The organism is Variovorax sp. YR566, assembly GCF_051992195.1.
Taxonomy (GTDB): domain Bacteria; phylum Pseudomonadota; class Gammaproteobacteria; order Burkholderiales; family Burkholderiaceae_C; genus Variovorax.
Window position 1 is genome coordinate 3,009,063 of sequence record NZ_CP197092.1, and the last position, 26,331, is coordinate 3,035,393.

At 65.0% G+C, this 26,331-nt stretch carries 21 protein-coding genes; 13 read left to right on the plus strand and 8 right to left on the minus strand.

Translation table 11 applies throughout. The features are described 5' to 3' along the window. Positions 1 to 11: 11 nt before the first annotated feature. Entirely contained in the window at positions 12 to 278 is a 267-nt protein-coding gene (locus ACTG4X_RS14010; RefSeq protein WP_093052692.1) for a hypothetical protein, read from the plus strand. A gap of 35 nt (positions 279 to 313) precedes the next feature. Here the strand turns inward: ACTG4X_RS14010 and ACTG4X_RS14015 are convergent, their stop codons facing one another. Further along, entirely contained in the window at positions 314 to 520 is a 207-nt protein-coding gene (locus ACTG4X_RS14015) for a hypothetical protein (protein ID WP_093052689.1), read from the minus strand. A 292-nt stretch (positions 521 to 812) separates the two neighbouring features. Here ACTG4X_RS14015 and ACTG4X_RS14020 point away from each other — a divergent pair, with 292 nt between their 5' ends. The 4 genes from ACTG4X_RS14020 to ACTG4X_RS14035 are packed head-to-tail and all read left to right on the plus strand — an operon-like array spanning position 813 to position 12,464. Next, positions 813 to 9,317: a two-partner secretion domain-containing protein gene (locus ACTG4X_RS14020; RefSeq protein ID WP_440534080.1), complete on the plus strand. Its 8,505-nt coding sequence runs from the start codon at positions 813 to 815 to the stop codon at positions 9,315 to 9,317. Continuing rightward, a complete protein-coding gene (locus ACTG4X_RS14025) occupies positions 9,314 to 9,835 on the plus strand; it encodes a DUF2247 family protein (protein WP_440534081.1) in 522 nt (173 codons plus the stop codon). The genes ACTG4X_RS14020 and ACTG4X_RS14025 overlap by 4 nt, the downstream gene beginning before the upstream one ends. Before the next feature lie 41 nt (positions 9,836 to 9,876). Next, positions 9,877 to 11,610 carry a ShlB/FhaC/HecB family hemolysin secretion/activation protein gene (locus ACTG4X_RS14030; protein ID WP_440534082.1) on the plus strand — a complete coding sequence of 578 codons (1,734 nt, stop codon included), beginning with the start codon at positions 9,877 to 9,879 and terminating at the stop codon, positions 11,608 to 11,610. 14 nt (positions 11,611 to 11,624) lie between these two features. After that, positions 11,625 to 12,464, plus strand: a complete 840-nt coding sequence (locus ACTG4X_RS14035; protein ID WP_440534083.1) for a hypothetical protein — start codon at positions 11,625 to 11,627, stop codon at positions 12,462 to 12,464. A gap of 45 nt (positions 12,465 to 12,509) precedes the next feature. Here ACTG4X_RS14035 and ACTG4X_RS14040 read toward each other — a convergent pair whose 3' ends face one another. Beyond that, positions 12,510 to 14,342, minus strand: coding sequence for an ABC transporter ATP-binding protein (locus tag ACTG4X_RS14040; RefSeq protein WP_440534084.1), 1,833 nt, complete (start codon positions 14,340 to 14,342; stop codon positions 12,510 to 12,512). Positions 14,343 to 14,347: 5 nt separating this feature from the next. Beyond that, positions 14,348 to 15,040 (minus strand): DNA oxidative demethylase AlkB, encoded by a 693-nt coding sequence (gene alkB, locus ACTG4X_RS14045; protein ID WP_440534085.1) that lies wholly within the window; start codon positions 15,038 to 15,040, stop codon positions 14,348 to 14,350. 170 nt (positions 15,041 to 15,210) lie between these two features. On the opposite strand from alkB, the gene ACTG4X_RS14050 reads away from it, so the two are divergent. The 4 genes from ACTG4X_RS14050 to ACTG4X_RS14065 all read left to right on the plus strand — a co-directional run bounded on the left by ACTG4X_RS14050 (position 15,211) and on the right by ACTG4X_RS14065 (position 19,183). Continuing rightward, the gene (locus tag ACTG4X_RS14050) at positions 15,211 to 15,441 is read left to right on the plus strand and encodes a hypothetical protein (protein WP_093053199.1); all 231 of its coding nucleotides are present in this window, start codon (positions 15,211 to 15,213) and stop codon (positions 15,439 to 15,441) included. A 92-nt stretch (positions 15,442 to 15,533) separates the two neighbouring features. Continuing rightward, on the plus strand, positions 15,534 to 17,162 hold the full coding sequence (locus tag ACTG4X_RS14055; RefSeq protein WP_440534086.1) for a phospholipase D family protein: 1,629 nt from the start codon (positions 15,534 to 15,536) through the stop codon (positions 17,160 to 17,162). A gap of 120 nt (positions 17,163 to 17,282) precedes the next feature. Beyond that, positions 17,283 to 17,828 carry a hypothetical protein gene (locus tag ACTG4X_RS14060; RefSeq protein ID WP_440534087.1) on the plus strand — a complete coding sequence of 182 codons (546 nt, stop codon included), beginning with the start codon at positions 17,283 to 17,285 and terminating at the stop codon, positions 17,826 to 17,828. A 17-nt stretch (positions 17,829 to 17,845) separates the two neighbouring features. Further along, entirely contained in the window at positions 17,846 to 19,183 is a 1,338-nt protein-coding gene (locus ACTG4X_RS14065) for a hypothetical protein (protein WP_440534088.1), read from the plus strand. Positions 19,184 to 19,272: 89 nt separating this feature from the next. Here ACTG4X_RS14065 and ACTG4X_RS14070 read toward each other — a convergent pair whose 3' ends face one another. The 4 genes from ACTG4X_RS14070 to ACTG4X_RS14085 all read right to left on the minus strand — a co-directional run bounded on the left by ACTG4X_RS14070 (position 19,273) and on the right by ACTG4X_RS14085 (position 21,699). Then, positions 19,273 to 19,785: a murein hydrolase activator EnvC family protein gene (locus ACTG4X_RS14070; RefSeq protein WP_440534089.1), complete on the minus strand. Its 513-nt coding sequence runs from the start codon at positions 19,783 to 19,785 to the stop codon at positions 19,273 to 19,275. 143 nt (positions 19,786 to 19,928) lie between these two features. Next, positions 19,929 to 20,411 carry a CreA family protein gene (locus tag ACTG4X_RS14075; RefSeq protein ID WP_093052660.1) on the minus strand — a complete coding sequence of 161 codons (483 nt, stop codon included), beginning with the start codon at positions 20,409 to 20,411 and terminating at the stop codon, positions 19,929 to 19,931. A 17-nt stretch (positions 20,412 to 20,428) separates the two neighbouring features. After that, positions 20,429 to 20,980, minus strand: coding sequence for an NUDIX hydrolase (locus ACTG4X_RS14080; protein WP_093052657.1), 552 nt, complete (start codon positions 20,978 to 20,980; stop codon positions 20,429 to 20,431). A gap of 17 nt (positions 20,981 to 20,997) precedes the next feature. Next, entirely contained in the window at positions 20,998 to 21,699 is a 702-nt protein-coding gene (locus ACTG4X_RS14085; RefSeq protein ID WP_093176496.1) for a fumarylacetoacetate hydrolase family protein, read from the minus strand. Between the two features lie 121 nt (positions 21,700 to 21,820). Here ACTG4X_RS14085 and ACTG4X_RS14090 point away from each other — a divergent pair, with 121 nt between their 5' ends. From ACTG4X_RS14090 to pgeF, 3 genes are read left to right on the plus strand one after another with little or no spacing between them, the layout of a single operon-like run. Then, positions 21,821 to 22,747 (plus strand): tetratricopeptide repeat protein, encoded by a 927-nt coding sequence (locus ACTG4X_RS14090; RefSeq protein WP_093052649.1) that lies wholly within the window; start codon positions 21,821 to 21,823, stop codon positions 22,745 to 22,747. A gap of 23 nt (positions 22,748 to 22,770) precedes the next feature. Continuing rightward, positions 22,771 to 23,409, plus strand: a complete 639-nt coding sequence (maiA, locus tag ACTG4X_RS14095; protein WP_093052646.1) for a maleylacetoacetate isomerase — start codon at positions 22,771 to 22,773, stop codon at positions 23,407 to 23,409. 5 nt (positions 23,410 to 23,414) lie between these two features. Further along, on the plus strand, positions 23,415 to 24,173 hold the full coding sequence (pgeF, locus tag ACTG4X_RS14100) for a peptidoglycan editing factor PgeF (protein WP_440534090.1): 759 nt from the start codon (positions 23,415 to 23,417) through the stop codon (positions 24,171 to 24,173). Here pgeF and ACTG4X_RS14105 read toward each other — a convergent pair. Continuing rightward, positions 24,105 to 24,428, minus strand: coding sequence for a hypothetical protein (locus ACTG4X_RS14105; protein ID WP_440534393.1), 324 nt, complete (start codon positions 24,426 to 24,428; stop codon positions 24,105 to 24,107). The two genes, pgeF and ACTG4X_RS14105, sit on opposite strands and share 69 nt — an antisense overlap. 113 nt (positions 24,429 to 24,541) lie before the next feature. Between ACTG4X_RS14105 and phaC the strand changes: the two genes are divergently transcribed. Beyond that, entirely contained in the window at positions 24,542 to 26,305 is a 1,764-nt protein-coding gene (gene phaC, locus ACTG4X_RS14110; protein ID WP_440534394.1) for a class I poly(R)-hydroxyalkanoic acid synthase, read from the plus strand. The last annotated feature ends 26 nt before the right edge of the window (positions 26,306 to 26,331 follow it).

A 26,331-nucleotide genomic window follows, 5' to 3' on the forward strand; every position in this document is an offset into this window, starting at 1 on the left:
AGACAAGAGAGATGAACTTCGAAGGCATCTATTGCTTCGACACCGCGAGCGTGCGATTTGCCTTCTACCCCGAAGGCCCCGGCGGCCCCCGTGTCGTCGCGCAGATTTCCGAGGAAACCCTGCACGATGAATTCGGCGCGCGCGAAGTCGGCGACAGCCTGCTGGAGACATGCAGGCAGCACTTTCACGTCATAGAGCCCGTGGCCGTCGCGCGCTACCAAGCCGAGCCGCATCGGTCCATCACGCTCACGATCGACGACTTCGCACTGCACGCCTGAGCCGCCAAGGCTTGAAGGCGCCGTGAGCGATTCAATCAACCGTGCCCGGCAGGCGCGCGGTGACGAATCTCGCTTTGCAGCGCGCGCTGGCCGGCCGAGAGCGCCAGTTCATAGCTCTCCACAGCGTCATACGCTTTGCGCAGCACGCGCGGGTGCGTGCCCTTGTCGTCGGTTTCGAGCAACTGCCAGACAAAGGCGCCCGGCAGCGGTTCTTCGATGGTGAGTTCGATGGGGTGTGTCATGGGTTTCACCATGGCGCGGCGGGAGAGTCTTGTCTGTAGGTCGGCGGCGACGGCTGCTGCGCGAAGGCGGGGCAAACGCCGGGCATCCGGGCGCAATTTCACCGGCATGCGGTGGCGGCGCAGCCAAGTAATTCATATGCATTACATCGCCCGAAAAACCTTCGACGTAATCTTACAAAGCGTGACTAAATGCCTTGCTGAGATGTAACGCTATCCCATAATCGCGCCCCTGCAACGCGTGTCTGGACACAAATGTGTTGCGGATTAACAAAGATTTGAGGGAGCGCTAAACATGAATCGGCACTTGCACCGCGTTGTTTTCAATGCGGCCAGAGGTATGCGTATGGTGGTCCAGGAGACGGCCGCCAGTACCGGCAAGGGTGCGAGCAAGGCGACGACCGCAGCGGGCGCCATGGCCATCGCCGGCGTGCTGATGGCAACGTCGGCACATGCACAGATCGTCGGCGCGCCCAATGTGCCGGGCAATCTTCGCCCGATGGTGCTGCTGGCGCCCAACGGCGTGCCGCTGGTCAACATCCAGACTCCTTCGGCCGCAGGCGTTTCGCGCAACGTCTACAACCAGTTCAATGTGGGCGCGAACGGCGCGATCCTGAACAACAGCCGGGTGAACGTGCAGACCCAACTGGGCGGGTTCGTTCAAGGCAATCCTTACCTCGCAACGGGGCCGGCGCGCATCATCCTGAACGAAATCAACGGCGGCTCGCCGAGCCAGCTTCGCGGGTACATCGAAGTGGGTGGCCAGCGCGCCGAAGTGATCATTGCGAACCCGGCCGGCATCAGCGTGGACGGAGGCGGTTTCATCAACGCCTCGCGGGCTACGCTCACCACGGGCACGCCGCAGTTCAATGCGATCGGGGGGCTCGACAGCTTCCTGGTTCGTGGCGGCACCGTCACCATCGATGGTGCGGGGCTCGATGCGAGCAAGACCGACTATGCGGCCATTCTGGCGCGTGCTGTGCAGGTCAATGCTGGTATCTGGGCGAGCGAGCTCAAGGTGGTGACTGGTGCGAACGAGATCAGTGCCGATCACAGCCAGATCACGCCGACGTCAGGCACTGGTGCTGCTCCGACCTTTGCGCTCGACGTTGCGGCGTTGGGTGGCATGTATGCGAACAAGATTTCGCTGATCGGGACTGAGGCTGGTCTGGGGGTGCGCAATGCCGGCAGCATCGGCGCGAGCGCTGGGAACCTGGTCGTCACGGCATCGGGGCGGTTGGAGAACACCGGCACGTTGGAAGGCCAGAGCGTGCAGCTGGCCAGTACTGGTAGCGACATCGTCAACCAGGGGACGATCCGTCAGACCAGCATGGCATCGCTCGCGCTTGAGGCCCCCACGATCAGCAATACCAATGATGGGTGGATCGGCAGCGAACCTGCGCCTGCTCCGACACCGGGCAGTGACAGCGGCAGCACTGGCACAGGTACTACCTCAGGCGCCGGCTCAAGCGGCTCCACTGGCGCCACGACATCGACAGGCAGCACGACAACCGCAGGCACTTCAACACCTGCTGCCGCACCGATTGACCCGGGCAGCATCACCGCCACAGGCGCGATCCGCAACGATGGTGGCAAGGTGTACGCAGGTGGCCCGATCACCCTGCAAACTGCGCACCTGCTCAACAACGGCGGAACACTGAGCGTGGCGAGCCTGGCGCTCAGCCAGCCGAGCTTTTCCAACCAGGGCGGGACTATCAATGTGTCCGGGGCCTTCACGGCCAACCTTGGTACCTTCGACAACTCGTCCGGCACCCTGCGCAGCGGCAGCCTGGAAATCATCACCTCCGGTGACCTGAACAACCAGGACGGCGTGCTGACCAGCGACAGCAATGCCAATATCACGGTCGGCGGTTTGGCCAACAACCAGCGAGGCAACATCTCGGCCGCAGGGGCGCTCACGGCCAACGTGGCCGGGGCCACCACCAACACCTCTGGCACCCTCGCCTCCAATCAAGGCCTGACGCTCAACACCGGCTCGCTGGAGAACACGCAAGGCAGCATTCAATCGGCGCAGGCCGGTGTACAGCTCGGCGTGACAGGCCAACTCGTCAACGGCAGCGGCGGTTCGATCAACGCAGCCACCGACCTGGGTGTTCAGGCAGGCACCCTCACGAACAGCGGAACTTTGCGCGGCGCGAACGATGCAAGTGTTGCTACCTCCGGCGCACTCATCAACGACGGCAACATCACGTCCGGTCGCAATACGACCATCGCAGCCGCCAGCGTACAGAGCAGCACGGCAGGCGTGCTCGGCGCCGGCATCCAGAGCGACGGCACGCTGGCCAGCGCTGGAGACCTGCGCGTCACCTCCTCCGGCACGCTGGCAGCCAACGGCACCCATCTGGCGGCAGGCAGCGCCGTGCTCCAAGGCGCAAGCGTCGATCTCTCGGCCAGCAAGACCAACGGTGGCAACGTGGCCATCGCGGCTACGCTGGGCGATGTCAACACCAACGGGGCAACGGTCACAACCCCCGGCACATTGAGCGTCACGGTAGCCGGTGCGTTGTCGAATATCGGAGGCACACTGGGTTCCAACGGCGGCACCACAGTCAATGCCGCGAGCCTGAACAACGCCTCCGGAGCGATTGCCGCCGTGGTGGGAGACCTTCATGTCACGACCACCGGCACGACCGACAACACCTCGGGCAGCCTGCTGGCTTCGGGTGCGGTCGTGCTTGTGAACAACGGCCTGACCAACACGGATGGCAAAGCCAGCGGTAGCAGTCTTGCCATCGACATGCACAGCGGCACGCTGGACAACACACGAGGAACCCTGACCGCAAGCAACACCGTCGACGTGAACTCCGGCGCAATCTCGAACGACGCGGGCCTGATCCAGTCGGGCGGCGCGATGGCCATCGACACGCATGGCAGCACATTGGTCAACACAAACGCCGCAGGCTATGCGAACGGCCTGGGCGGCATCGTCAGCGGCGACACGCTCACGCTGAAGAGCGGTAGCGCCGACAACAGCGCCGGCTTCATTGGCTCGAAGAATGCGCTGGCCGCCAAGACCAGCGAATTCGTCAACGGCGATGCCGGCATCGTGCTGAGCCAATCGACACTGTCCGTCAACACCCAAGGCGCCGACTACGACAACCGCAGCGGCCAGACACTGGCGGCGAGCGACCTGCTAGTCGACTCCGGAGCCGGTGCCACGAAGAACTCAGGCGGCCTGATCCGTTCGGGCGCCAAGACCACGGTGAGCGCCGCAAGCCTCGACAACATCGCCACCTCCGGGACCGATCAAGGCATCGAAGGCCAGAACGTTGCCATCACGGCTGCGACTGTCAAAAACACGACTGGCGCTATCCGTGCCGACGTGAACACCACTTTGACGAGCACAGCTCTCGTCGAGAACGGCACCGGTGGTTTGATTTCCGCAGGCGATACCGTCAGCGTCGTCGATCCCAATGCCGCAAATCCGACCGCGAAGACTCTGAGCGTGTCCAACTCCGGCGGCATCATGCTTGCCGGCAAGACGCTCGCGGTGAACGCGGCTTCGCTCAACAGCAGCGGCAAGCTGCTCTCCCAGGGCGATATGCATCTTGCGCTGACACAGAACACCACCTTCGCCACCGGCAGCGAGACCATCGCCAACCGCGACCTGAGCATCGTCACCAGCGGAAACATTTCCAACAGCGGCCGAATCGGCGCCGGCAAGGATCTATCGCTGTCGGCCGCCAACATCGACAACAATGCGACCGGCGACATCCAGGGCACCACCACCCGACTGAGCGCCACGGGCACGATCACCAACCGGGGCGTGATCGACGGCGTTGTGACGCGCATCGACGCGGGCACGCTGACCAACATCGGCACCGGCCGCATCTACGGCGACCACGTCGCGATTGGCGTCGGCACCCTCAACAACCTCGCTGAGACCGTCAACGGCACCACCAGCGCCGCCGCCATCGCTGCGCGACAGCGTCTGGACATTGGGGCCAGCACCGTCAACAACCGGGACGGGGCCCTCATCTTCAGCGATGGAGACCTCTTTATCGGCGGTGGCCTCGATGCACTCGGCCGCGCCACCGGCACGACCTCCAGCATCAACAACCACGCTGCGACCATCGAAGCAACGGGCAACGTCGATATCAAGACAGCGACGCTCTCCAACACCAATGGCGGCGTTACCTGGACAATGCAGCCAGGCACACCCCAGGGCGTCGTCGAATACGCGCTCCCCGGCAGCGCTCAGCGCTACAAGGCCGATGAAGTCCTCTTCAGCATCGGCGGCTTCCAGCAGTTCCCCGACACCGGCTGGAACAGTTGGGTGGGCGTGCCCGCCACCGATCCCATGGCGCCCGGCAGCGAGTCCAACGTCCGCCTGATGGTCCCGTCGCCGGACTACCCGCTGGCCCGGTACCGTGCCTATTACCTCCAGAGCCCCGACAGCAGCCAGGACCGGACCATCCAGGAGTGCACCGTCGGGCAGGACAGCACCTGCAAGGCCGTGCCCGTCCCCGGTGCCTGGTACTCGCGCACCGACCCCATCTGGGCCACCTTCGGCATCACGCCGCCTGGCGTGGACCTGCCCATGGATTTCATCGGCCGGAAGTATCCGGACATGACCGTGGGCCAGGCCGGCGTTATGGTTCTCGATGAAACCAACCATGACCAGTGGGTTCCCTTCGACCATCCGGTCACCCAGGCCGAATACGATCAGTGGCAGAACTACCGTCAGGCGCACGCGGCCCTGGACACGGCCACGCTGAAGTTCATTCACGTCATCGCCGGGTATACGTCTCAGACAGGCACCGAGTACGAGCCCGGGCGCATGGCCTCCGTCTACGACGGCTACGTCTACACGGTCACCACGTCCACGCCGGTGCTGCAAAGCTCCGCACCAGCCAGAATCATCTCGGGCGGGGCGATGAACATCGCCGTGGGCAGCGGCACCAACGAGAACAGCCAGATCCTCGCCGGCGGCGCCCTGAACGTCACCGGCGGCAAGATCGACAATGTGGGCCTGACCGTCGATGCCCCCACGGTCCAGACCGGCGTGGTCGTCCACAGCACCATCAATGCGCACAGCACGAGCGACGACGAACGCGTCTACCAGCTCGCGCCCTACAACCTCACGACCAATTCCACCGCCGTGCTCTCGGCGGCGCGCCAGGAGGGAAATGTGTCGGTCGTGGGCAGTGGTACGAGCACAGGCACGCTGACGCCGGGCCAGACCGGTGCGGCCGCGCAGGGCTCGGGCGTTGTCAACCCCAACACCCGCGTCAACCCCATCATCCAGGTGTCGGCAACCAGCGGGCCTGGCGCAACGGCCGGCGTTGCCGGTGCCACGGTCGTGCGCACCAGCACCCCCAACGTCGGTATTCCCACCGCGAGCCTGTTCAGGACGCTTGCCAATCCTTCGAGCCGCTACCTGATCGAGACCGATCCCCGGTTTGCGAACTATCGGAACTGGCTCAGCAGTGACTATCTGCTGAACAACCTCGGGCTCGATCCAAACACCACGCTCAAGCGGCTGGGTGACGGCTTCTACGAGGAACGCCTGATCCGCGAGCAGGTGGCCCAGTTGACCGGCTTCCGCTATCTGGATGGTTTCAGCGACGACGACGCGCAGTACACGGCCCTCATGAATGCCGGTGCGGCCTTCGCGCAGCAGTACGGACTGCGCGTTGGCGTGGCGTTGACAGCCGCGCAGATGGCGCAGCTCACGAGCGATATCGTCTGGCTGGTTGAGCAGACGGTGACCCTGCCCGACGGTAGCACGCAGCGCGTGCTGGTGCCGCAGGTCTATGTGCGTGTGAAGCCGGGCGATATCGACGGCTCCGGCGCGGTGCTCTCGGGTCGCAGCGTGGACATGCGCTTGTCGGGCGATCTCGCCAATTCGGGAGGCACGATTGCCGGGCGCCATGTGGTCGCGCTCTCAGCGGACAACATCAACAACCTCGCGGGGCGCATCACCGGCGAGGACGTCACGGTGTCTGCCAGGACCGATATCAATGTCATCGGCGCACAGATCGATGCGAGCAAGAGCCTGACGGCCATCGCGGGGCGCGACATCAACGTGGTGACGACCACCCGTGATTCGAAGAGCGACGCAGACCAATTGGCACGTTCGGACGCCGCGAGCGGCGTGAACCTCAGCGCTACGACGCTGGACCGCGTGGCGGGGCTGTACGTCACGAATCCGGGGGGAAGCCTCAACGTCGTGGCCATGCGCGACGCCAATCTGATCGGCGCTGAAGTCAAGAGCGCGGGGGATGCGGCGATTGCTGCAGGACGTGACGTGAACCTCGGCACCGTGACGACGGGCCGCACGGAGGACATTCGCTGGAGTTCCAACAATACGCGCAAGGATGAGACGAGCAAGGAAACCGGAACCACGATCAGCGGTGATGGCAATGTGAGCATCGGCGCTGGGCGCAACCTTACCGGGATCGCGGCCGACCTGCGCGCAGGCGAGACACTCAAGCTCAGTGCGGGCGACAAGCTCACCCTGGGCGCGGGCGAGAACTCGACCTCGACCACCACGAAGGACTCGCAGAAGGATGGTCTGAGCCATTCGAGCGCGAATGCCGATAGCCAGGAGACCACCTTGGCGCGCACTACGCTCACGGCCAAAGACATTCAGCTCAAGAGCTATGGCGACATGACGCTCAGCGCCATCGAGGTCAATGCGCAGAACCTTGGCATCGATGCCGGGGGCAAATTGAACCTGCTCACGCAGAAGACTACCAGCGCCTTCAGCGGCTCGGAAACCGATGGCGACGGCGCCTGGGTCTCGGCTCAGAGCGCGGGGCACAAGGACGAGACCAGCCAGTACAACCTGTTCAACGTCCAGAACCTGAACATCAAGGCCAGCGGCGGGGTGACGGTGCAACTGGGGCAGAACGATGCCCTCGGGGCCCTGGCGCAACAGCCTGGCATGGCCTGGGTGAACCAACTGGCGAACGATCCGACCTTCGCCAACAGCGTCGAGTGGCAGCGGGTGCAGGAGGAGCACAAGAAGTGGGCCCAGAGCCAGACCAGCATGGGGCCGGTGGCGGCTATCGTGGTCAGCGTGGTGGTGGGGATGGCGGCCGGTCCCGTCGCCGCCCAGGCGGGGACAGCCGCCGGCGGGGCGGCGGCGGGCGCGGGCATGGGAACGACTGTATCCGCGGGCGTGGGGGCCGCAGTGCAAGCCGGCGTCACCGCTCTGGCCAGCCGGGCTACGGTGAGCTTCATCAACAACAACGGCGACATCGGCAAGGTGCTCAAGGAGATGGGCAGCAGCGAGGGCGTCAAGAACATCGCCACGGCCATGGTCACCGCAGGCGTGCTCCAGGGGTTGAGTGAAGTGCTGCCGCAGAACCTTGCTACCGCGACCAACGGTTCGGCGAAATTCACGGACCAGTTGAAGCGTCAACTCATCGACGGTGCAGCCAGCGCGGTCGTGCGCAGTGCGATCAAAGGCACCAGTCTGGAGGACGAATTGCGCGCCGGGTTAACGGATGCACTCCTGAACACCGTAGCGGCGCAGAGCGCCTACGGCATTGGGACATTGGCATACAACGGAGACATCAACGCCTTCACGCAGAACGTTCTGCACGCCATCGCAGGATGCGCGGTTGGCGCGGCGCGTGCATCCAATTCGAGTGGATGCACCGCTGGCGCGCTGGGGGCGGTCATCGGGGAACTCACGGCCGGTGCATTCGGTCGCGATGAATACGGCAATGTGTTGCCTGACATGGTCGAGATGACCCAGGTGCTCGCGGCCATCGCGGGCGCGATGGCTGGACTCGATGCCCAGGGTATCTCCATCGCTGCGAACTCCAGCGCCAATGCAGCCATCAACAATGCGTTGAGCTTGCGCGGGGCGGGCAAGTTGATGGATGAATTGCGCGCCTGTTCCGGTGGGACGAACAAGAGCTGCGATATGGACAAATTGCGCGAGGAGATGACGCGCGATAGCGAGAGGCAGGCCGCGAACATCACGCGCGCGTGCAGCGACACAGGAAATTTGAGCGGGTGTACGGGGGCGGCCAATAACGCGAATCAGACCTTGACAAGTCTCATGCAGGCGTATTTCTACGCGGACACGCCCGAGAAGAAGGCACTAGTGACTGGCTTGATCGACCGGCAGGTCCAGGACATGACCACGATGTATGACGCGTTGGGTCAGCAGCAGTCTACGGCTGGCTTTGCCGACAGACTGAAGACCGCGATCCTCGGTTCGTTGCCCTACGCAAGTATGGCCATCGGAGGAGTGGTGGCGGCAAAGTGGGGGACCTCCGTGACCAAGGCCCCATCGGCGGGGGCGCCCGCCGATGGCACCGCCAACAGCCCTTACAGCAGTGCCGGAATGAAGTACGGCAACATGACGATGACGGACTCGGCGGGCAATGCACTGCCGACTTCGCTGAGCCTGCCGCCAAGTAGGACGCTTACAAATGATGTGTTGCTTGAAACACGCATCGGCAATGGGACGAAGGGCCAAGGTAGCGGAAACAAGGTAGATCAACTACCCAATCAACAAGTTGTTGGTGCAGATGGAAACGCAATACCTGTCTATCCAGTGAAGCCAAATGGCCCCTACGCCACACAAGAATTTCCGTCGACTCCAATTGCTCATGGATTTCCCAATATTGTCGACAACTATGCAAACAGTGCAACCAAATTCCCTCTCAACAATGGCGCTTCGCTTTACCAGGTAGCCGGTAGCTACAATGGCGTGGCGGGTCGGTTTGAATGGATCATTGACCCGAATCTTGGAGGCGTAACACACAGAATGTTTGTCCCAAATGGAGCTGTTAACGGTATTCCTGTAAAACCATGATGCAATCAATATTTGATCGAATTTCCGAGTGTGGCTTGGCTGACTGGGCCGTTGTATTTCAAGGCGTCAACGGCAATCTTGGCTATTTGGGGCGCTTACCACCATCTTGCGTGGAAGATTTTGCGAACGTCGAGCTTGAGAAGATCAGCATTGATGACCCCTTGCTGGATTTGATTTCTAGTTTGGCCGTTGATAGCGACTTGCCTGCATCTGAGCTTTCTTCACAATTGCAGAAAATTTGCGAATCCAAGAATCTGGACATGCAGCGAGCCAAGCGAATATGGCGGGCTATTGCACTGGAAGAAGTTCTTGCGAATCTAGATTCAGACCCGCTTTATGGGTTAATAAAACTGTCAGAATTTTGGTCAAGTTGGGACTGGCCTGCTGATGCGCCATCGTCGATGCTTGCCGGCGCGAAGACCTTGCCGGAGCAAGACTATCACTCTGCATCAAATTTTGATCACATTGTTCGCGAGCACGAAAAATGGTTGATAGATGAGATGGCAGCATTGAAGTAAAGCGAAATACAGCGCTGCAATTAGAAAAATCCTGAGGAAAAATGACAGTGATCTCGCGAGTGCCCTTGGTCACTATCCTGGCCAGCCCCCTGCTTGCCTTGGCGCAAGTTCCGACCACACCCCAGCCCTTCGTCGAGCAGCAGCGCCAACAAGAGCGCGAGCGCGCCCTGCGCGAGCAGAACGAGCGCACCGTTGACCAGCGTCCGCAGGCAGCGCCGCCCGTGCCGGCTCAACGCATCCCCGAATCCGAGTCCCCGTGCTTTCGCATTGACCGCGTGCTGTTGGTCGGTGAGCAGTCCGAATCCTTCCAATGGGCCGTTGCGGATCTGTCAGGCCCCGAGGGCGATGATTCACCCGCTGGCCGCTGCCTCGGCACGGCTGGCGTCAACGTAGTCCTCGCGCGTGCGCAGCAGGCTGTCATTGCGCGCGGTTACGTCACCACCCGTGTGCTGGCTGCGCCACAGGATCTCTCTGCCGGCACACTGACCCTCTCGCTGGTGCCCGGCCGCATTGCAGCCATTCGGACAACGCCCGACTCTTCGTCCACGCTGCTCGGCAACTCCGCCTTGCTGGCCACAGCCATTCCCACACGCCCCGGCGATCTGCTGAACCTGCGCGACATCGAGCAGGGCCTGGAGAACCTCAAGCGCGCCCCCACGGCCGAAGCCGACATCCAGATCGAGCCCTCGACCGCGCCCAGCGCTAAGCCCGGCGACAGCGACCTCGTCGTCAAGTACGTCCAATCCAAGAAGTGGCGCGTCACCTTGAGCCTCGACGACAGCGGCACCGAAGCCACAGGCCGCTACCAGGCCGGCACAACCCTGTCCCTGGACAACCCCTTCGGCCTGAACGACCTGTTCTACGTCAGCGCCAACCACAACATCAACAACCACGTCTTCAGCGACCCGGCCAAGGGCACCGAAGGCCAGACCGTTCACTACTCGCTGCCTTACGGCTACTGGCTCCTGGGCTTCACCGCCTCCAACAGCCAGTACCACCAGAGCGTGGCGGGCCTGAACCAGGACTATGTCTACGCCGGCAAGACCAACAATGCCGAGGTCAAGCTCTCGCGCCTGCTCTACCGCGACCAGAGCCGCAAGACCACGGTGGCCATCAAGGGCTGGCGCCGCGAGTCTCGCAACTTCGTGGACGACACGGAAGTCGAGGTGCAGCACCGCGTGGTCGGCGGCTGGGAGTTCAGCCTGAACCACAAGGAGTACATCGGCGAGGCAACGCTGGAAGGCACGCTGGCCTACAAGCGCGGCACCGGCGGTTTCGGCTCGCGCGTCGCACCGGAAGAAGAGTTCGGCGAGGGCACTTCGCGCCTGAAGCTGTACACGGCCGATGTCACTCTCAATGCCCCGTTCAAGCTCGGTGAGCAGAAGATGCGCTACTCGGGCCTGATCCGCGCCCAGTGGAACCGCACGCCGTTGACGCCGCAAGACCGCTTCGCCATCGGTGGGCGCTACACGGTGCGCGGCTTCGATGGCGAGACGAGTCTGTTGGGCGAGCGTGGCTGGCTCATCCGCAACGACATCGGGTGGGCCATGGGGCAGAGCGGGGCGGAGCTGTATGCAGGCATGGACTACGGCCATGTTGGCGGACGGTCGACGATTGATCTTCTGGGCCGCAGCCTTGCCGGCGCAGTCATCGGCGTGCGCGGCCAGTGGAGCAAGCTGAGCTACGACTTCTTCGTCGGTGCGCCGATCAGCAAGCCCGAGGGATATCGCACTGCGAAGGTGACGCTCGGCTTCAATCTGAACGCAAGTTTTTAACTAGGGGAATTTCAGTGAGAGCAACGAAGGAAGAGGCGCGCGCGAAAGTTGTTGCCACGCGATTCGCAGGGCTGGGCATCGCGCTCCTGTTGTCCGCATGCGTGACCCAGCCACCGCTCAACGCGAGCCAGCCAGGCGAAGCGGCCGCCTCGGCGCCCGCCCTGAGCGTCTATGCAGCGCCCGATGGCATCGTGCCTGTGGGCAAAACGCAGGTGCGTTTGCGTGGCAAGTCCTATCCCGAAGACTTCGAGCCGTTGCGAGTGGTGCGCCGCGATCACACGGGCAATGCCGTTGCCGCGCAGGTGGCGCTTCGCGTCGGTGCCTCGGCCATCGTGGGGAGACCTGTGATCGGTACGGTGCAGGGCTTCTCCAAGGATGATCTGGTCGGTGACCCGGTCCCGGAACTCGTGGGCCGACCATGGGCTACCAACCCGGGCTTGAAGGATTTGCCCGAAGCGCTCGGTGAGGTCGCCACCCGCGTCTATGCTGCCCGGGCGTGGGCTGAACTGGAGCGCGGCCGTCGCGAAAGCGGATGGACGCGTGAAGACATGGAGTCTGCGGCGCAGTTGCCGGCCGAGGCCGATGCACCGATCAATCCTGGCGTGTGGCGACTGGTCTATGAGAATCTGTCGGGCACCGACGAGTTGTATCGCCTACAGTTCAGCGCCGGGCTGGCCTTGGCGAGCCTGCGGTTCGGCCTTCCGCCAATTCCAGCCAATTGCTCTTATCGTTCCGAGCCGGCAGATTGGGCCGCCTGGCGGGCCGACAACTGGCAGCGCATTCGCGAGGAACGCGCCAAGGCTTTGGCGCAGTGTGTCGATACGCTTGTGCAAACCAAAGCAAGGCTGTGGTGACGGAGGCTTCTTCGCACTCCTGCGAGTTTTCGAGGTGTGCTCCGTTTAGTGGGCGGTAGCCGTCGTCATCCGCCGCAACAGCGGCTGCCTCGCCAACACCGCCTCGCACGGCCCATGGTCAAGCACATGCCCCGCCTCCATCAGCACCACGGTGTCGAACCGCTCGAGCAAACTCAGCCGGTGGACCGACGCGATCAGGCAAGCATCCGGAAACGCATCGGCGATGCGCCCGAGCACGCGGGCTTCTGTGCTGGCATCAAGCGCACTGGTCGGCTCATCGAGCAGCAGCAGCGAGCTGCCTTGCGCCGCGAGCACGCCGCGCGCAAGGCACAGCCGCTGTCTCTGCCCACCTGAAAGATTGAAGCCCCGCTCCGACACGGCGGTGTCGAGGTCGCCCTGGTTCGCCTTCAGCACTTCGTCAAAAGTGCTCGTGTGCAGCGCGGCCTGCAGGAGCGCGTCGTCGCGCGGTTGGCCGAAGGCGAGGTTCTCGCGCACGCTGGCTTCGAACAGTTCTGTCTCCTGCGGGATCAGCGTGGCGAGCCGGCGCAGCTGTGCCCAGTCGACCGGTTGGCCGTCGAGCAGCAGCGTGCCGCTGTCGGGCGGATATAGCCCGGCTAGTACGCGCAGCAGGGTGCTCTTGCCGCCTCCGCTCGGGCCGACGAGGGCGACGCGTTCGCCGCGGCGCAGTGTCAGCGCCACGTCGTGCAGGCCGCTGCGCACGGGCTCGGCAACCCCGGGTTCTTCTTCGGCCGAAGCACCGCGCTGCGCGTAGCGCCATTGCAGCGCCTGGATGCTCAACTGCCGCCACGGCGCATCGGCCTCTATCCGCTCTCGCTCGGGCACCTGCTCGGGCGGCGTGGCCATCGCTTCGTTTCCCGATGGCGCCTGCCAGATCGGCTCGGCGCTGCTGTAGTCCGTGTGCATGCGCGCGAAGAAGCTGAAGTTGGCTGCGACCGAAGTCACGACGCCGGCGGCCTGCTGCGCGTATTGATAAATCATGAACACCGCGCCCAGCATCACGGCCTGTCCGGGCGCGCGCGCCTGCCACACATAGATGACCACCAGCCCCCAGGTCAGCGCCAGCCCCATGAGGTCGACGGCGAACCACTTGCCTTCGTTGAGAACCACGGTGCGCTTCAGCGGCAGCGAGATCGCGGCCATGCGTCGCCGCAACAGCAGCCGCGAAGCACCCTGCAGGCGCAGGCCGATCACGGTCGAGGCATTGCCCAGGAAGTCGAGCAGCACAGCCACATAGCGCCGATCGGCATCGTTCTCGGCGCGCGCGAGCTTCATCAGTGCGCGGTCGATGCGCACGATGACGAGGCCGATCAGCACGTAGCCCGCGAGGGCCGTCACGCCGCTGGTGCGCGACAGCAGCGCCAGCGCGACCAGCGGCCCGACGAAGTTGACGGCGTTGGTGAGCCAGATGAACTGGTTTTGCGCGAAGTCCGACAGCGCGCGGCCGGCTTGATGCACGCGGTGTTGCAGCTCGCCGGAGTGGTGGTCATCGTGCCAGGCGAGAGGTGCGGCTGCGATGCGTGCGTACAGCTGGTCGGCGAGTGTCTCGCGCACCTTCACGCCGACGTTGCGTTCGAGAATGCGGCCCGGGCCGTGCAGCACCCATGCGCCAACGGCCACCCCGACCAGTGCCGCGATCCAGTGGCCGGCTGTGTTCAGCTCGCCGCGCTGCAGTGCGTTGATGGCCTGCCCCGCGAGGTACGGCAGCGTGAGGCGGATCAGCTGCGAAGCTGCAAGCAGCGCAGTGGCCGCCAGCAGCTGTCCGCGCGCGCCTTCCGCAAAGTGCCACAGGGCGGCATAGAGCTCGCGGATGGCGTTGCCGGGGCCGGTCTTCTTGTTCGTCTTGTCGCTGGCCTGCATGCGTGTCAGCCCGCCTTGCGGAATGTGAGGTTGATGCGCGTCGCGCCCAGCAATGGGTGCGGCTCGTCTTTCAGGGGCAGCACGCCGTGGTAGCGCAGCCGGTCTTCGCCGCCCCAGACCACGACGTCGCCGTGCACCAGCGGTACGCGCACCGTCTTGTCGCTGCGCGCATGCCCGCCGAACAGAAAGACGGCGGGCATGCCGAGCGACACCGAGACGATGGGCGCGCCGTAGTCGTGCTCGTCCTTGTCCTGGTGCAGCGACAGCCGCGCGCCCGGCGCGTAACGGTTGATCAGGCAGGCATCGGGCGCGAAGCCGTCGAAGCCGGCCGTCGAGGCTGCCTCGCGCGCCAGTCGCGTGAACGGCTCGGGCATGGTGGGCCAGGGCTTGCCGCTGTCGGGGTCGGTGGCGCTGTAGCGGTAGCCGCGCCGGTCGCTGGTCCAGCCGAGCGCGCCGCAATTGGTCAGCGCGACGGACATGGTGAAGCCGCCCGGTGTGACGAGGTGGCGGAACGGCGCGCGTTCCGCCAGCGTTTCGATGGCCGGCAGGAGTGCGTCGGCGAAGGGCAGGGCGAAACCGGGCAGCACGAAGGCGCCGGGGCCGAGCCGTTCAAGCGCCTCGCGCGGCGGGTCGTCGAACAGTGAGAGGGTGGCGGATCCGCCGCTGCTGGAGTTTCGGGAGCTCGTCGTTGAGTTCATGCCCCTCGATCTTTGCCGAAAAGCCGCCTGGGGCCCAATTCGCCGGAGCTCCCATGTTCGGGTGATGTCGTTTGGCGGTGTTGCACTTAGCCTCGGCTCCCCAGTCATAAGTAGTGCTTAGGGTTTCAATTCTTGAAACTGCGCAATAAAAGGAATACGGTGTGCTCATCATGGACAGCGCTCGACTTCCCCTCAGCGTTCCAGAAGGCTGGACGGGTTGGTTCGAACTCATGCGCACGCCGAGCGGCACCTATGCCGGCATTTGCGAGTTGAGTCTGCGCGGCATTCCGCGTTGCGCCCTGGTGATTACCCAGCAGCTGACATGGGACGCGGCGATCGAGCGGGCAACGCTGCGGGCGGACCATTTCGTCAGGCAATGGGGGCCGACTCGCGAGCATTGAACTGAACGCGTGCGGCGCGGCAAGGTCGGCAGGCGCGTGGTAGAAACCGCGAGCCTTTCGATCCATGCTCCAACCCACGCCTCGTCGTTCCAATGCCGAACTCTCCTTGTCGGGCTGCTGACAGACCGCGCGCCCGGTGGCTGTCGTGGCTGCTGCTCGGCATCGTCGCGCTGTGCATGGCCGGCTGCGCCGGACTGCCCGTCGACGTGCAGCGCAAACCCTCCGTCGCAATCAGCGACGGCGCGGACACCACGCTCGGCCGCCTTGTGAAGGCGGCTGCCCCGCCCGGCGAGCCGCTGAGCGGGTTCAGGCTGCTGCCGATGCCGCAGTTCTCGCTGCACGCACGCATTGAGCTTGCGCGCCGCGCGCAGCGCTCCATCGACGTGCAGTACTACCTCGTGCAGAACGACGAGACCGGCCGCTACCTGCTGCGCGCCCTGCGCGACGCGGCCGACCGCGGCGTGCGTGTGCGGCTGCTGGTGGACGACCTCTACACCGCCGGCGCCGACCCGCTCTTCGCCAGTTTTGCCTCGCATCCGAACGTCGAGGTGCGGCTCTTCAACCCGTTCCCCGCGGGGCGCGACCGCTTCGGCACGCGCTGGGCCTGGTCGATCCTCGACTTCGACCGCGTGCACCGCCGCATGCACAACAAGCTCTATGTGGTGGACAACACCATTGGCGTGATGGGCGGGCGCAACATGGCCAACGAGTACTTCCTGCGCGACGGTGGCTCGAACTTCATCGACATCGACACGCTGGTGGCCGGCGCCGTAGTGCCCAAGCTGTCGTCGCTGTTCGACATGTACTGGAACAGCCCTTACGTGTATCCCATCGAGTCGCTGGTGCCGCCCACCGGCGAAACCCCGCAGCAGCTGCGCGAGCGCTTCGACCGGCTGACCTCCGGCCCCGACCAGCTGCACCCGGAAGAGCCCGACTCCACCGACCTGCTGGGCAACAACCCGCTGGCCAAGGACCTGGACGCGGGCGCGCTGAAGCTGGTGTGGGCCCGCGCCGAGGCATACGCCGACCCGCCGGCCAAGGCGCTCGGGCCAACCGAAGAAGCCCGAGGCCCGCCCGCCGACGAGTCGAAGGACAGCGTGCTCTACAACGTGCGGCGCTACGTGCGCGGCGCCGAGAACGAGGTCATGCAGACCACGCCCTACCTGATTCCGGGCCGAGGCGGCATGGAGACGATTCGTCTCGTGCGTGGCAACGGCGTGGCCTACACCATCGTCACCAATTCGCTGGCGGCCACCGACGAGTCGCTGGTGCACATCGGCTACCGCCGCTACCGCCCCGAAATGCTGCGCCTGGGCGTGGAGCTGTACGAGCTGAGCCCCAAGCGGGTGGAGCAGACCAAACGCTTCGGCATGTACGGCTCGGCCAGCGGGCGGCTGCATGGCAAGTCGGCGGTGGTCGATCGCAAGATCGTGTTCATCGGCTCGATGAACTTCGACCCGCGCTCGATGCTGCACAACACCGAGGTAGGCATCTTCATCTTCAGCCCGCAGATTACTCAGCAGCTCACCAGCCTGATCGGCTTTCTCCGGCTGGACGGCGCCTACCAGCTGCAGCTGGGGCCGACGGGCGCCATCGAGTGGGTGAGCCCGGCCTCGGGGGACGCGGCCGACACCATCCTGCACCAGGAGCCCGAAACGGATTTCTGGTCGCGCTGGAAGCTGGAACTGCTGGCGCCGCTGGTACCCGAGAGCCTGCTCTAGCCGGCACGGGTCCGCATCCTCAAAACAGAGGATGGTGAGGAAGGGAGGGGCACAGAAGAATCGCAACGCTCGTGTTACGAGTTGATTCTTTTGTTTGCCCTTTCACCTGAAAAACCATCCATGAAAACAAACTTCGCGACCGCCGAGGCTTCCAGCCCGCTTTTCTTCAAGACGACGCGTTCCGCATGCGCAGTGGCGCTCCTGATCTCGCTCGCAGCCTGCGGCGGGGGTGGGGGCGGCGGTGGCGGCGGGTTCGCCGGCTTCCCGGCCGCGGGCGGGAAGCCGGCCAGCGATCCGCCGGCCGCATCCACGCCGGTTACGTTTTCGGGCACCGCAGCCTCTGGCCTGCCCCTGGTGGGTACCGTCACCGTCAAGGACGCCAAGGGCGTGACCAAGACAGTGGCACTGGTCGACGGCAACTACAACATCGACGTGAGCGGCATGACGGCGCCTTTCGTCTTTCGCGCCGAAGGCACGGTGGGCGGCGAGCGCACGGTGATCCATTCGGCCGCGACCGCCGCAGATACCAACGGCACCATCAACATCACGCCGCTGACCGACCTCGTGGTGGCCAACATCGCGGGCCGGCTGGCCGAGCAGTACTTCGATGGCGGCGAGTTCGCCTCGCTCACGGCCGATGAGTCAAAGCCGAATCCGACGGCCTGAAGGCCAAGCTGCTGCCGGTGCTGCTGGCGCTGGGCGTGGATGCGAGCATCGACCTGCTGCGCACAGCCTTCACGCCGCTGTCGAGCGCGCTGGACAAGGCGCTCGACGTGCTGCGCGTGAGCGTGGACCCGGCCACCAACGTGGCAACCATCACGAACATCGTCACGCAGCAGCAGATTGCCGACGACTTGGCAGTGAAGGCTGCGGCCGAGACCTCCACGACGCCGCTGAGCGGCGACGGCATGGGCACGGCGGCGGACGACATCACGTTGATCCGCAAGGTGTTGTCGGACTTCGTGGGCAAGTTCGCGAACGGACTGCCCGCGCCGGCCGAATTGCTGCCCCTCATGACCGATGGCAGCAACCCTGCCACCGGAACCTATGGCTTCCGGTCCTCCGACCTGAACGCGGCGCAGTTCGCCGGCGACGCGGCGTCGGACCCCAGCCTCGTGGGCGCGAGCTTCACGGACGTGGTCATCCAGCGGATCAACTACACCATCGACGCGAACAACACGAGCCCGCGCGCGTTTGTCGAATTCACGCACAAGGACAAGAACGGCGTCGCCTTCAGCAACAACCAGGGCATGCAGATCGTCAAGGGCACGGACGGCACGTGGCGCCTGCGCGGCGACGGGCGCGTGCTGGACATCAACCCGCACATCCACGCCACCAAGGAGAAGGCGACGGGGTGCGTGAGCAGTTCGCTGCAGTTCGCGATCCAGGACACGAACACCGGCAACAGCGGCAACGTCGCCTCGGTTGTCGTTACCGGGCCGGGGCTGCCCGTGGGCGGCTTGCGCCACATGCGTCCTTCGGGCGGCGGCGATTGGCCGATCCAGGGCTCCTCCAACAACAACTATTACTACCTGACGTCGAACTGCAGCGGCCTGTCGACCGCCGGCCTGAGCGACAGCGCGATCGCAGCGATTTCCGCCACGCCCGAGTACACCTTCACGGCCTACGAAAGCGACGGCTCGACGGTGGCCAAGTTCAGTGGCTTCGACATCGTCTACAAGCACCGCTTCCATGGCCGGCCGATGACGCTGGCGGAGGCGGCAGCCGCAACTTACCCGGGCTTCTCGACCACGCCAGCCTTCGCGTCCTACGCAGGAGGCAGCGACTTCGCCGTCAGCGCAACGGACCTGAACCCCGGCTTTGCCGCGGAGTTCTTCCTGAACCTGGCGTCCGGCCCTTCCGCCGGCGCGGAGGACCGGGCCGACGTCGCGCCGTCGGCTGCGGGTACGGCTTCGAAGACGTTCAATCTGCCGGCACAGGGTTCCGTCGTCTTCAGGAATATGTACGTCAGCACGTACGACGCCAACTGGCGCGAACTGGCGCTTCGCGACCAGAACTGAGGCCCCGGGGGCACCCCTCAAAGCCGAAAGCCCCCGTGAGGGGGCTTTTTCATGGGTACGGCGCCAGCAGGCGGGCTGCTGCGCGGAGGCTACTGCTGCAGTCGTCCGCTGAGGTACGGCTCGGGGTCGACGGCCGTGCCGTTCTTGCGGATCTCGAAGCGCAGCTTCACGCGGTCGGCATTGCTGCGGCCCATTTCGGCGATCTTGTCGCCCTGGCGCACCACCGCGTTTTCCTTCACGAGGATGGTCTGCACGTGCGCGTAAGCGGTAAGGAAGGTCTCGTTGTGTTTCACGATGACCATGTTGCCGTAGGCCGGCAGTTCGCCGCCCACGTACACCACGCGGCCATCGGCCGAGGCGACGACCGGATCGCCGAGGTTGCCGGCGATGTCGATGCCCTTGATGCGGTCGCCGTCGAAGCGGGCGATGGTCGCGCCGTTCGCGGGGCGGATGAACAGGGCTGCCGGGCGTTGCTGGACCGGTGGTGGCTTGACCGCCGGGGCCGGCCACGGGGTGTTGAGGTCGACCGTGGAGCAGGCCGCGAGGCTCGCGGCAAGCACCGCTGCGGCGCCGGTACGTAAAACAAAAGTCTGAAGGTGCATGGCGCTCTGTTGGAACGGGTTCGTTGCGGAGGGTTCCTGCGGTCTGGCTCGCCGGGCGGGCCAAGCGGCAGATGCTAGCAAACTCATGCGTCGGCGCTCGAAGAGCAACCCGGCGCGAAGTGGCCATTGAAGGCCGGCCGAGGCTATTTCAGCGGGATCGGCGTACCGCGGTCGATGGGCACCGCCGTCACGCTGTTCTTGGGCGAACCGTCGATCAGCAGGTCGGAGTAGGTGAGGTAGACCAGCGTGTTGCGCTTTGCATCGACCATGCGCACCACACGCAGGCGCTTGAAGAGCACCGACAGCCGTTCGCTGTAGACCTCCTCGCGCTTGGGCAGCGGCTGCGTGATGCTCACGGGGCCGACCTGGCGGCAGGCAATGGAGGCCTCCGACTTGTCCTCAGCCACGCCGAAGGCACCGGCCAGCCCGCCGGTCTTGGCGCGCGAGACATAGCAGGTAACGCCAGTGACCTTGGGGTCGTCGTAGGCCTCGATCACGATCTTGTGGTCGGGCCCGATGAGCTTGAATGCGGTGTCGACGTCGCCCACCGTCTCCGCGTGTGCCGTCGCGGCCAGGATGAACCCGAAGCCGAGCGCGGCGCGAAGCAGGGTGGAGCGAAGCGTCATGGGTGTGTGCGGTTTTTTCAAACGATGTCGATCGTGTGGACGCGGTCGAAGCTGCCTCGCCGCCGGTCCTCGAAGTAGTGCTCGAGCGTTTCGCGCACGGTGCGAAAGGCGATCTCGTCCCAGGGGATTTCTTCTTCGGTGAAGAGCTTCGCCTCGATGGTCTCGTGGCCCGGGTCGAACTTGTCGTCGAGCAGGCGGGCGCGGTAGAACAGGTGCACCTGCCCCACGCGCACCACGCTGATGACGGAGAACAGTCCCTCCATCACGTAGTTGGCGCCGGCCTCTTCGTCGGTCTCGCGGGCCGCGCCCTGGGCGGTGGTTTCCTCGAGTTCCATGAAGCCAGCCGGCAGCGTCCACTTGCCCCAGCGCGGCTCGATGTTGCGCTTGCACAGCAACACCTTGTCGCCCAGGACCGGAATGGTGCCGACCACGTTCAACGGGTTCTCGTAGTGGATGGTGTGGCAGGCCGGGCAGACGGCACGCTGCTTGGTGTCGCCGTCGTCCGGCACGCGGTAGACCACCGCGGTGCCACAGTTCTTGCAGTGCTTGATGGGTACGCGCAGGAGCATGAAACCGGCCGCCGTCTTCAGACGACCTTGACGGTCAACGTCGGCAGGCCCGCGACTTCGCCCACGAGCGTGTCGCCTGCCACCACGGCGGCCACGCCTTCGGGCGTGCCCGTGAAGATCAGGTCGCCGGGCTGCAGCTCCCACGCGGCCGACAGGTGCTCGATGGTTTCGGCCACGTTCCAGATCAGCTTGCTCACGTTGCTGCGCTGGCGGTCGGTGCCGTTCACCTGCAGCGAGATCTCGGCCTTTTCGGCGTCGCCGGCCTGCGCCACGGGCACGATCGGCCCGATGGGCGCGCTCTGCTCGAAGCTCTTGCCGATGTCCCAGGGGCGGCCCTGTTTCTTCATGTCGTTCTGCAGGTCGCGGCGCGTCATGTCGAGGCCGACCGCGTAGCCGTAGATGTGCTTGTGCGCATCGGCGGCCGAAATGTTCTTGCCGCCGGTGCCGATGGCAACCACGAGTTCGATCTCGTGGTGCAGGTTCTTCGTGAGCGTGGGGTAGGCCATGGTGCCGGTCTGGCCCGCATCGACCGCCACCAGCGCATCGGCCGGCTTCATGAAGAAGAAGGGCGGCTCGCGGCCGGTGAAGCCCATTTCCTTGGCGTGATCTTCGTAGTTGCGGCCCACGCAGTAGATGCGGTGCACCGGAAAGCGGGCGGGCTGGCCGGCCACCGGCACCGAAACGGTGGCGGGCGGGGCGAAGACAAACTCGGAAGCCATTTCGACGTGTCCTTTTTCAGCGAAACCTAAGCGGGAGACCGGCAGTGTGCCAGAGGCGGGAGGCTCACAATAGGCGCCTCCCTTATCGCCCCGTGCCTTCCCGCATCCGTTCATTTCGACCATGCCCATCCGAATCGGCAAAGCCGGCAAAGCCAACGCCCTCAACGAACTCGGCCGCCAACGCGACGAGGAGGGCGACCAGGACGGCGCGCTGCAAGCCTATGCCCAGGCCAGCGCCGTGCATCCGTACTGGTCGGCCCCCTGGTACAACGCCGGCCTCATCCACAAGTACCGCGGCGACTGGGCCGCCTCGCTGCAGGCCAACGCCCGGGCCGTGCAATGCGAGCCGCGCAACGAAGGCGCGATATGGAACCTGGGCATCGCCGCCACGGCGTTGGGCGACTGGGCGACGGCGCGCAGCGCCTGGCGGCAGTACGGCATCGAGGTGGCGGACGGCGAAGGCCCGGTCGATCTTTTCATCGGACTCACGCCCATTCGCGTGCACGGCGACGAGGCCAGCGAAGTGGTGTGGGCCGACCGCATCGATCCGGCCCGCGCCATCCTGCGCAACGTGCCCACGCCGGACTGCGGCCACCGCTACGGCGACCTCGTGCTGCACGACGGCGCGGCCAACGGCTACCGACTGCGCGGCGACCGCGAGGTGCCGGTGTTCGACGCGCTCGAACTGATTGCGCCGTCGGACTATTCGACCTACGAGGCCACCGTCGAGGACGCGACCAGGGAAGACATCGACGCGCTCGTCCAGCGCTTCGAGGCCGCCGGCGCCAGCGCCGAGAACTGGACCACCAGCATGCAGATGCTCTGCCGCGCCTGCTCCGAAGGCCGACCCTTCGGCGAGGGCCAGCACAACCACGCGGCCGGCGAGGAGCCGGGCACGCTGGGGCCATGGCGCATCGGCATCGCCGCGCGCGAGGAGGCGGCCGCGCGCCGCATCCTCGACGAATGGCGCAACGCCATCTCCACCACATCACCCAAGGCCACGCTGCACGACTTCCGCTGCGTGCTGGCGGCCACGCCCCGCTCCTGAGGGAGCGCTATGCTTGAGAAATCATGAAGCTGCATAACTATTTCCGCTCCTCCGCCTCGTTCCGCGTGCGCATCGCCCTCAACCTGAAGGGTCTCGATTTCGATTACGTTCCCGTGCACATCGCGCGCGGCGACCATCGCACCGGTCCTTATTCCGCCATCTCGGCCGACAGGCTGGTGCCGCTGCTCGAAGACGAGGGCGAGCGCTTCTCGCAATCGATGGCCATCATGGAATACCTCGACGAAGTGCACCCCGAGCCGGCGCTGCTGCCGGGCGACCCGGTGGGCCGCGCCCACGTGCGCGCACTGTCGCAGTCGATCGCCTGCGAGATCCACCCGCTCAACAACCTGCGCGTGCTCAAGTACCTGGTGAAAGACCTGAAGCTCGACGACGAGGCCAAGAACGCCTGGTACCGCCACTGGGTGCGCGACGGCATGCTGGCCTTCGAACGCCAGCTTGCGCAGTACCCCGCCGGCATTTACTGCTGGGGCAACACGCCCACCATGGCCGACTGCTGCCTGGTGCCGCAGATCTTCAACGGCCGCCGCTTCGACTGCGACTTCAGCGGCCTGCCGCGCACCATGGCCGCCTTCGAGGCCTGCATGGAGCTCGACGCCTTCCAGCGCGCGCAGCCCTCGCAGGCGCCCGACGCGGAGGCCTGAGCCTCATGAACGAGCGCTGGCTCGTGCCCGACTGGCCTGCGCCGCCGAACGTGCGGGCCGTGTGCACCACGCGCGACGGCGGGGTTTCGCGGGGGCGCTATGAGAGCCTGAATCTCGGCGATCACGTGGGCGATGAACTCGCGCTCGTGGCAGAGAACCGGAACCGTTTGCGCATGGCCATCGGCGCGCGCCCCGTATTCCTGCAGCAGGTGCACGGCACTGGCGTCGTCGCACTCGATGCCGCACAGGACGTGGTACGCGACGGTACTGCTGCCGATGCCTGCACGGCTACGGCGACCGGTCTGGCCTGCACGATCATGGTGGCCGACTGCCTGCCCGTGCTCTTCACCGACGAAGCGGGCCACCGCGTGGCGGCTGCGCACGCCGGGTGGCGCGGGCTTGCGGGCGGGGTGCTCGAACAGACCGCCAAGGCTTTCAAGGTGGATGGCGCGGCCCGGGTCATTGCCTGGCTGGGCCCCTGCATCGGCCCCAAGGCGTTCGAGGTCGGCCCGGAGGTCAAGGCAGTCTTCGAAGCGCATGCGCCCGAAGCGGCATCCTGCTTCAGGCCTGCGCCGGCGACCGGCAAATGGCTGGCCGACCTGCCCGCATTGGCACGCCAGCGGCTGCGCGCGGTGGGCATCGAAGCCGTCCACGGCAATGACGGCAGCGACGGCTGGTGCACCGTCGGCAACCCGTCAAGGTTCTTTTCGCACCGGCGCGACGGCGTCAGCGGCCGCTTCGCTGCCCTGGTCTGGAAGGTCTGAGCCCGCGTCTTGCGATGCGGTCTCTTCGGCCGCGGCACGCCGGGCGGCTTCCTGCGCTTCGACCTCGCGCTGTTTGATCGCGCGGCGCCGCGCAGGCGTGCCCATCAGGTAAACCACCAGTGCCACCGGCGCCAATCCGTACAAAAGAAATGTGAAGATGGCGCCCAGCACCGTGCCGTTGGTGTTGGTGGCTTCGGCCACCGCCATCATCACGGCGACATACAACCAACCGATGACTATCAGATGGATAAACACGAGAAGTTTCAGTTGGTAAGCAAAGGGGGCGGCGTTGTGAGTGCCTTGTGAATGCAGGATACTCAAAACACGCAAGCCATCCGTATCGTTTCAGGCGAGGACCAGGAGACATGATGAAGCAACAAGCCACGGGGGCCGATGCGTTCGCGCCCTTTCAGCAGGCACTTTCAGAGGGATGGAGCAAGGCGCTGGAGTCGTTCCAGCAGTCCGTCGCACAGGGCACCGTACCGGGGGCTTCGGCCTTCAACGTCGGCGGGACGCCGCTTTGGCAATTGCCGCAGGGCGCAAAGATGCCCGAGCTGCCCAAGTTCTCCATCGACCCCGAAAAACTCCAGTCCATCCAGCAGCAGTACCTGGCGGAAGCCACAGAACTCTGGCGCCAGGGCTTCGCCGCCAAGCCTGAAGGCGACAAGCGCTTTGCCGGCGATGCCTGGGGCAACAACCCGCTGTCGGCCTTCTCGGCGGCCGTCTACCTGCTCAACGGCCGCACCATGCTCGGCATGGCAGAGGCCATCGACGCCGACGAAAAGACCAAGGCGCGCATGCGCTTCGCGGTCGAGCAATGGATGGCCGCCTCGGCGCCCAGCAACTCGCTGGCCTTCAATGCCGAAGCGCAGAAGAAGGCCATCGACACGCAGGGCGAGAGCATTGCAAAGGGCATCCAGAACCTGCTGCACGACGTGAAGCAGGGCCACCTCAGCATGACCGACGAGAGCGCCTTCGAAGTGGGGCGCAACGTGGCCACCACCGAAGGCGCCGTGGTGTTCGAGAACGAGTTCTTCCAGCTGCTCGAATACAAGCCGCTCACGCCCAAGGTGTACGAGCGGCCGTTCCTGCTGGTGCCGCCGTGCATCAACAAGTTCTACATCCTCGACCTGCAGCCCGAGAACTCGCTGATCCGCTATGCGAACGACCAGGGCCATCGCGTGTTCGTGGTGAGCTGGCGCAACCCTGATGAATCGATGGACAAGGCCACCTGGGACGACTACATCGAGAACGCCGCCATCAAGGCGATCCACACGGTGCAGGAGATCAGCGGCAGCAAGCAGATCAACACGCTCGGCTTCTGCGTGGGCGGCACCATCCTGAGCACCGCGCTCGCGGTGCTTGCGGCGCGCGGCGAGAAGCCGGCCGCGTCGGTCACGCTGCTGACCACCTTCCTCGACTTCAGCGACACCGGCATCCTCGACATCTTCGTGGACGAGACGATGGTGGCGTACCGCGAAATGCAGCTCGGCAAGGGTGGCCTGCTTCCGGGCGGCGACCTGGCCTCGACCTTCAGCTTCCTGCGGCCCAACGATCTCGTGTGGAACTACGTGGTCGGCAACTACCTCAAGGGCGAGACCCCGCCGCCCTTCGACCTGCTGTACTGGAACAGCGACGCCACCAACCTGTCGGGTCCGTTCTACGCCTGGTACCTGCGCAACACGTACCACGAGAACAAGCTCGCCAAGCCGAATGCACTCACCGTATGTGGCGAGAAGATCGACCTGGGCAGCATCGACATTCCGGCCTACATCTACGGCTCGCGCGAGGACCACATCGTGCCCATTGGCGGCGCGTATGCCTCCACGCAACTGCTGCCGGGCAAGAAGCGCTTCGTCATGGGCGCGTCGGGCCACATCGCCGGCGTGATCAACCCGCCGGTCAAGAACAAGCGCAGCCATTGGATCCGCGACGACGGCAAGTTCCCGAAGACGCAGGCCGAATGGCTCTCCGGCGCGCAGGAGCATCCCGGCAGCTGGTGGACCGACTGGGCACAATGGCTCAAGGGGCACGCGGGCAAACAGGTCCCCGCGCCCAAGGCGTACGGCAACGGCAAGGCTTACAAAGCCATCGAACCGGCTCCGGGACGCTACGTCAAGGCTCGCGCCTGACCTTCGCTTCGCTACACCTCGATTTC

Excerpts from the sequence above, each read along its gene's own strand:
- ACTG4X_RS14010 (WP_093052692.1), top strand. The coding sequence starts at position 12 with ATGAACTTCGAAGGCATCTATTGCTTCGACACCGCGAGCGTGCGATTT.
- ACTG4X_RS14070 (WP_440534089.1), bottom strand. The coding sequence starts at position 19,785 with ATGCACCTTCAGACTTTTGTTTTACGTACCGGCGCCGCAGCGGTGCTT.
- alkB (WP_440534085.1), bottom strand. The coding sequence starts at position 15,040 with ATGAACTCAACGACGAGCTCCCGAAACTCCAGCAGCGGCGGATCCGCC.
- ACTG4X_RS14090 (WP_093052649.1), top strand. The coding sequence starts at position 21,821 with ATGCCCATCCGAATCGGCAAAGCCGGCAAAGCCAACGCCCTCAACGAA.
- ACTG4X_RS14015 (WP_093052689.1), bottom strand. The coding sequence starts at position 520 with ATGACACACCCCATCGAACTCACCATCGAAGAACCGCTGCCGGGCGCC.
- ACTG4X_RS14025 (WP_440534081.1), top strand. The coding sequence starts at position 9,314 with ATGATGCAATCAATATTTGATCGAATTTCCGAGTGTGGCTTGGCTGAC.
- ACTG4X_RS14030 (WP_440534082.1), top strand. The coding sequence starts at position 9,877 with ATGACAGTGATCTCGCGAGTGCCCTTGGTCACTATCCTGGCCAGCCCC.
- ACTG4X_RS14075 (WP_093052660.1), bottom strand. The coding sequence starts at position 20,411 with ATGACGCTTCGCTCCACCCTGCTTCGCGCCGCGCTCGGCTTCGGGTTC.
- ACTG4X_RS14060 (WP_440534087.1), top strand. The coding sequence starts at position 17,283 with ATGAAAACAAACTTCGCGACCGCCGAGGCTTCCAGCCCGCTTTTCTTC.
- ACTG4X_RS14085 (WP_093176496.1), bottom strand. The coding sequence starts at position 21,699 with ATGGCTTCCGAGTTTGTCTTCGCCCCGCCCGCCACCGTTTCGGTGCCG.
- ACTG4X_RS14020 (WP_440534080.1), top strand. The coding sequence starts at position 813 with ATGAATCGGCACTTGCACCGCGTTGTTTTCAATGCGGCCAGAGGTATG.
- ACTG4X_RS14040 (WP_440534084.1), bottom strand. The coding sequence starts at position 14,342 with ATGCAGGCCAGCGACAAGACGAACAAGAAGACCGGCCCCGGCAACGCC.
- pgeF (WP_440534090.1), top strand. The coding sequence starts at position 23,415 with ATGAACGAGCGCTGGCTCGTGCCCGACTGGCCTGCGCCGCCGAACGTG.
- maiA (WP_093052646.1), top strand. The coding sequence starts at position 22,771 with ATGAAGCTGCATAACTATTTCCGCTCCTCCGCCTCGTTCCGCGTGCGC.
- ACTG4X_RS14055 (WP_440534086.1), top strand. The coding sequence starts at position 15,534 with ATGCCGAACTCTCCTTGTCGGGCTGCTGACAGACCGCGCGCCCGGTGG.
- phaC (WP_440534394.1), top strand. The coding sequence starts at position 24,542 with ATGAAGCAACAAGCCACGGGGGCCGATGCGTTCGCGCCCTTTCAGCAG.
- ACTG4X_RS14080 (WP_093052657.1), bottom strand. The coding sequence starts at position 20,980 with ATGCTCCTGCGCGTACCCATCAAGCACTGCAAGAACTGTGGCACCGCG.
- ACTG4X_RS14050 (WP_093053199.1), top strand. The coding sequence starts at position 15,211 with ATGGACAGCGCTCGACTTCCCCTCAGCGTTCCAGAAGGCTGGACGGGT.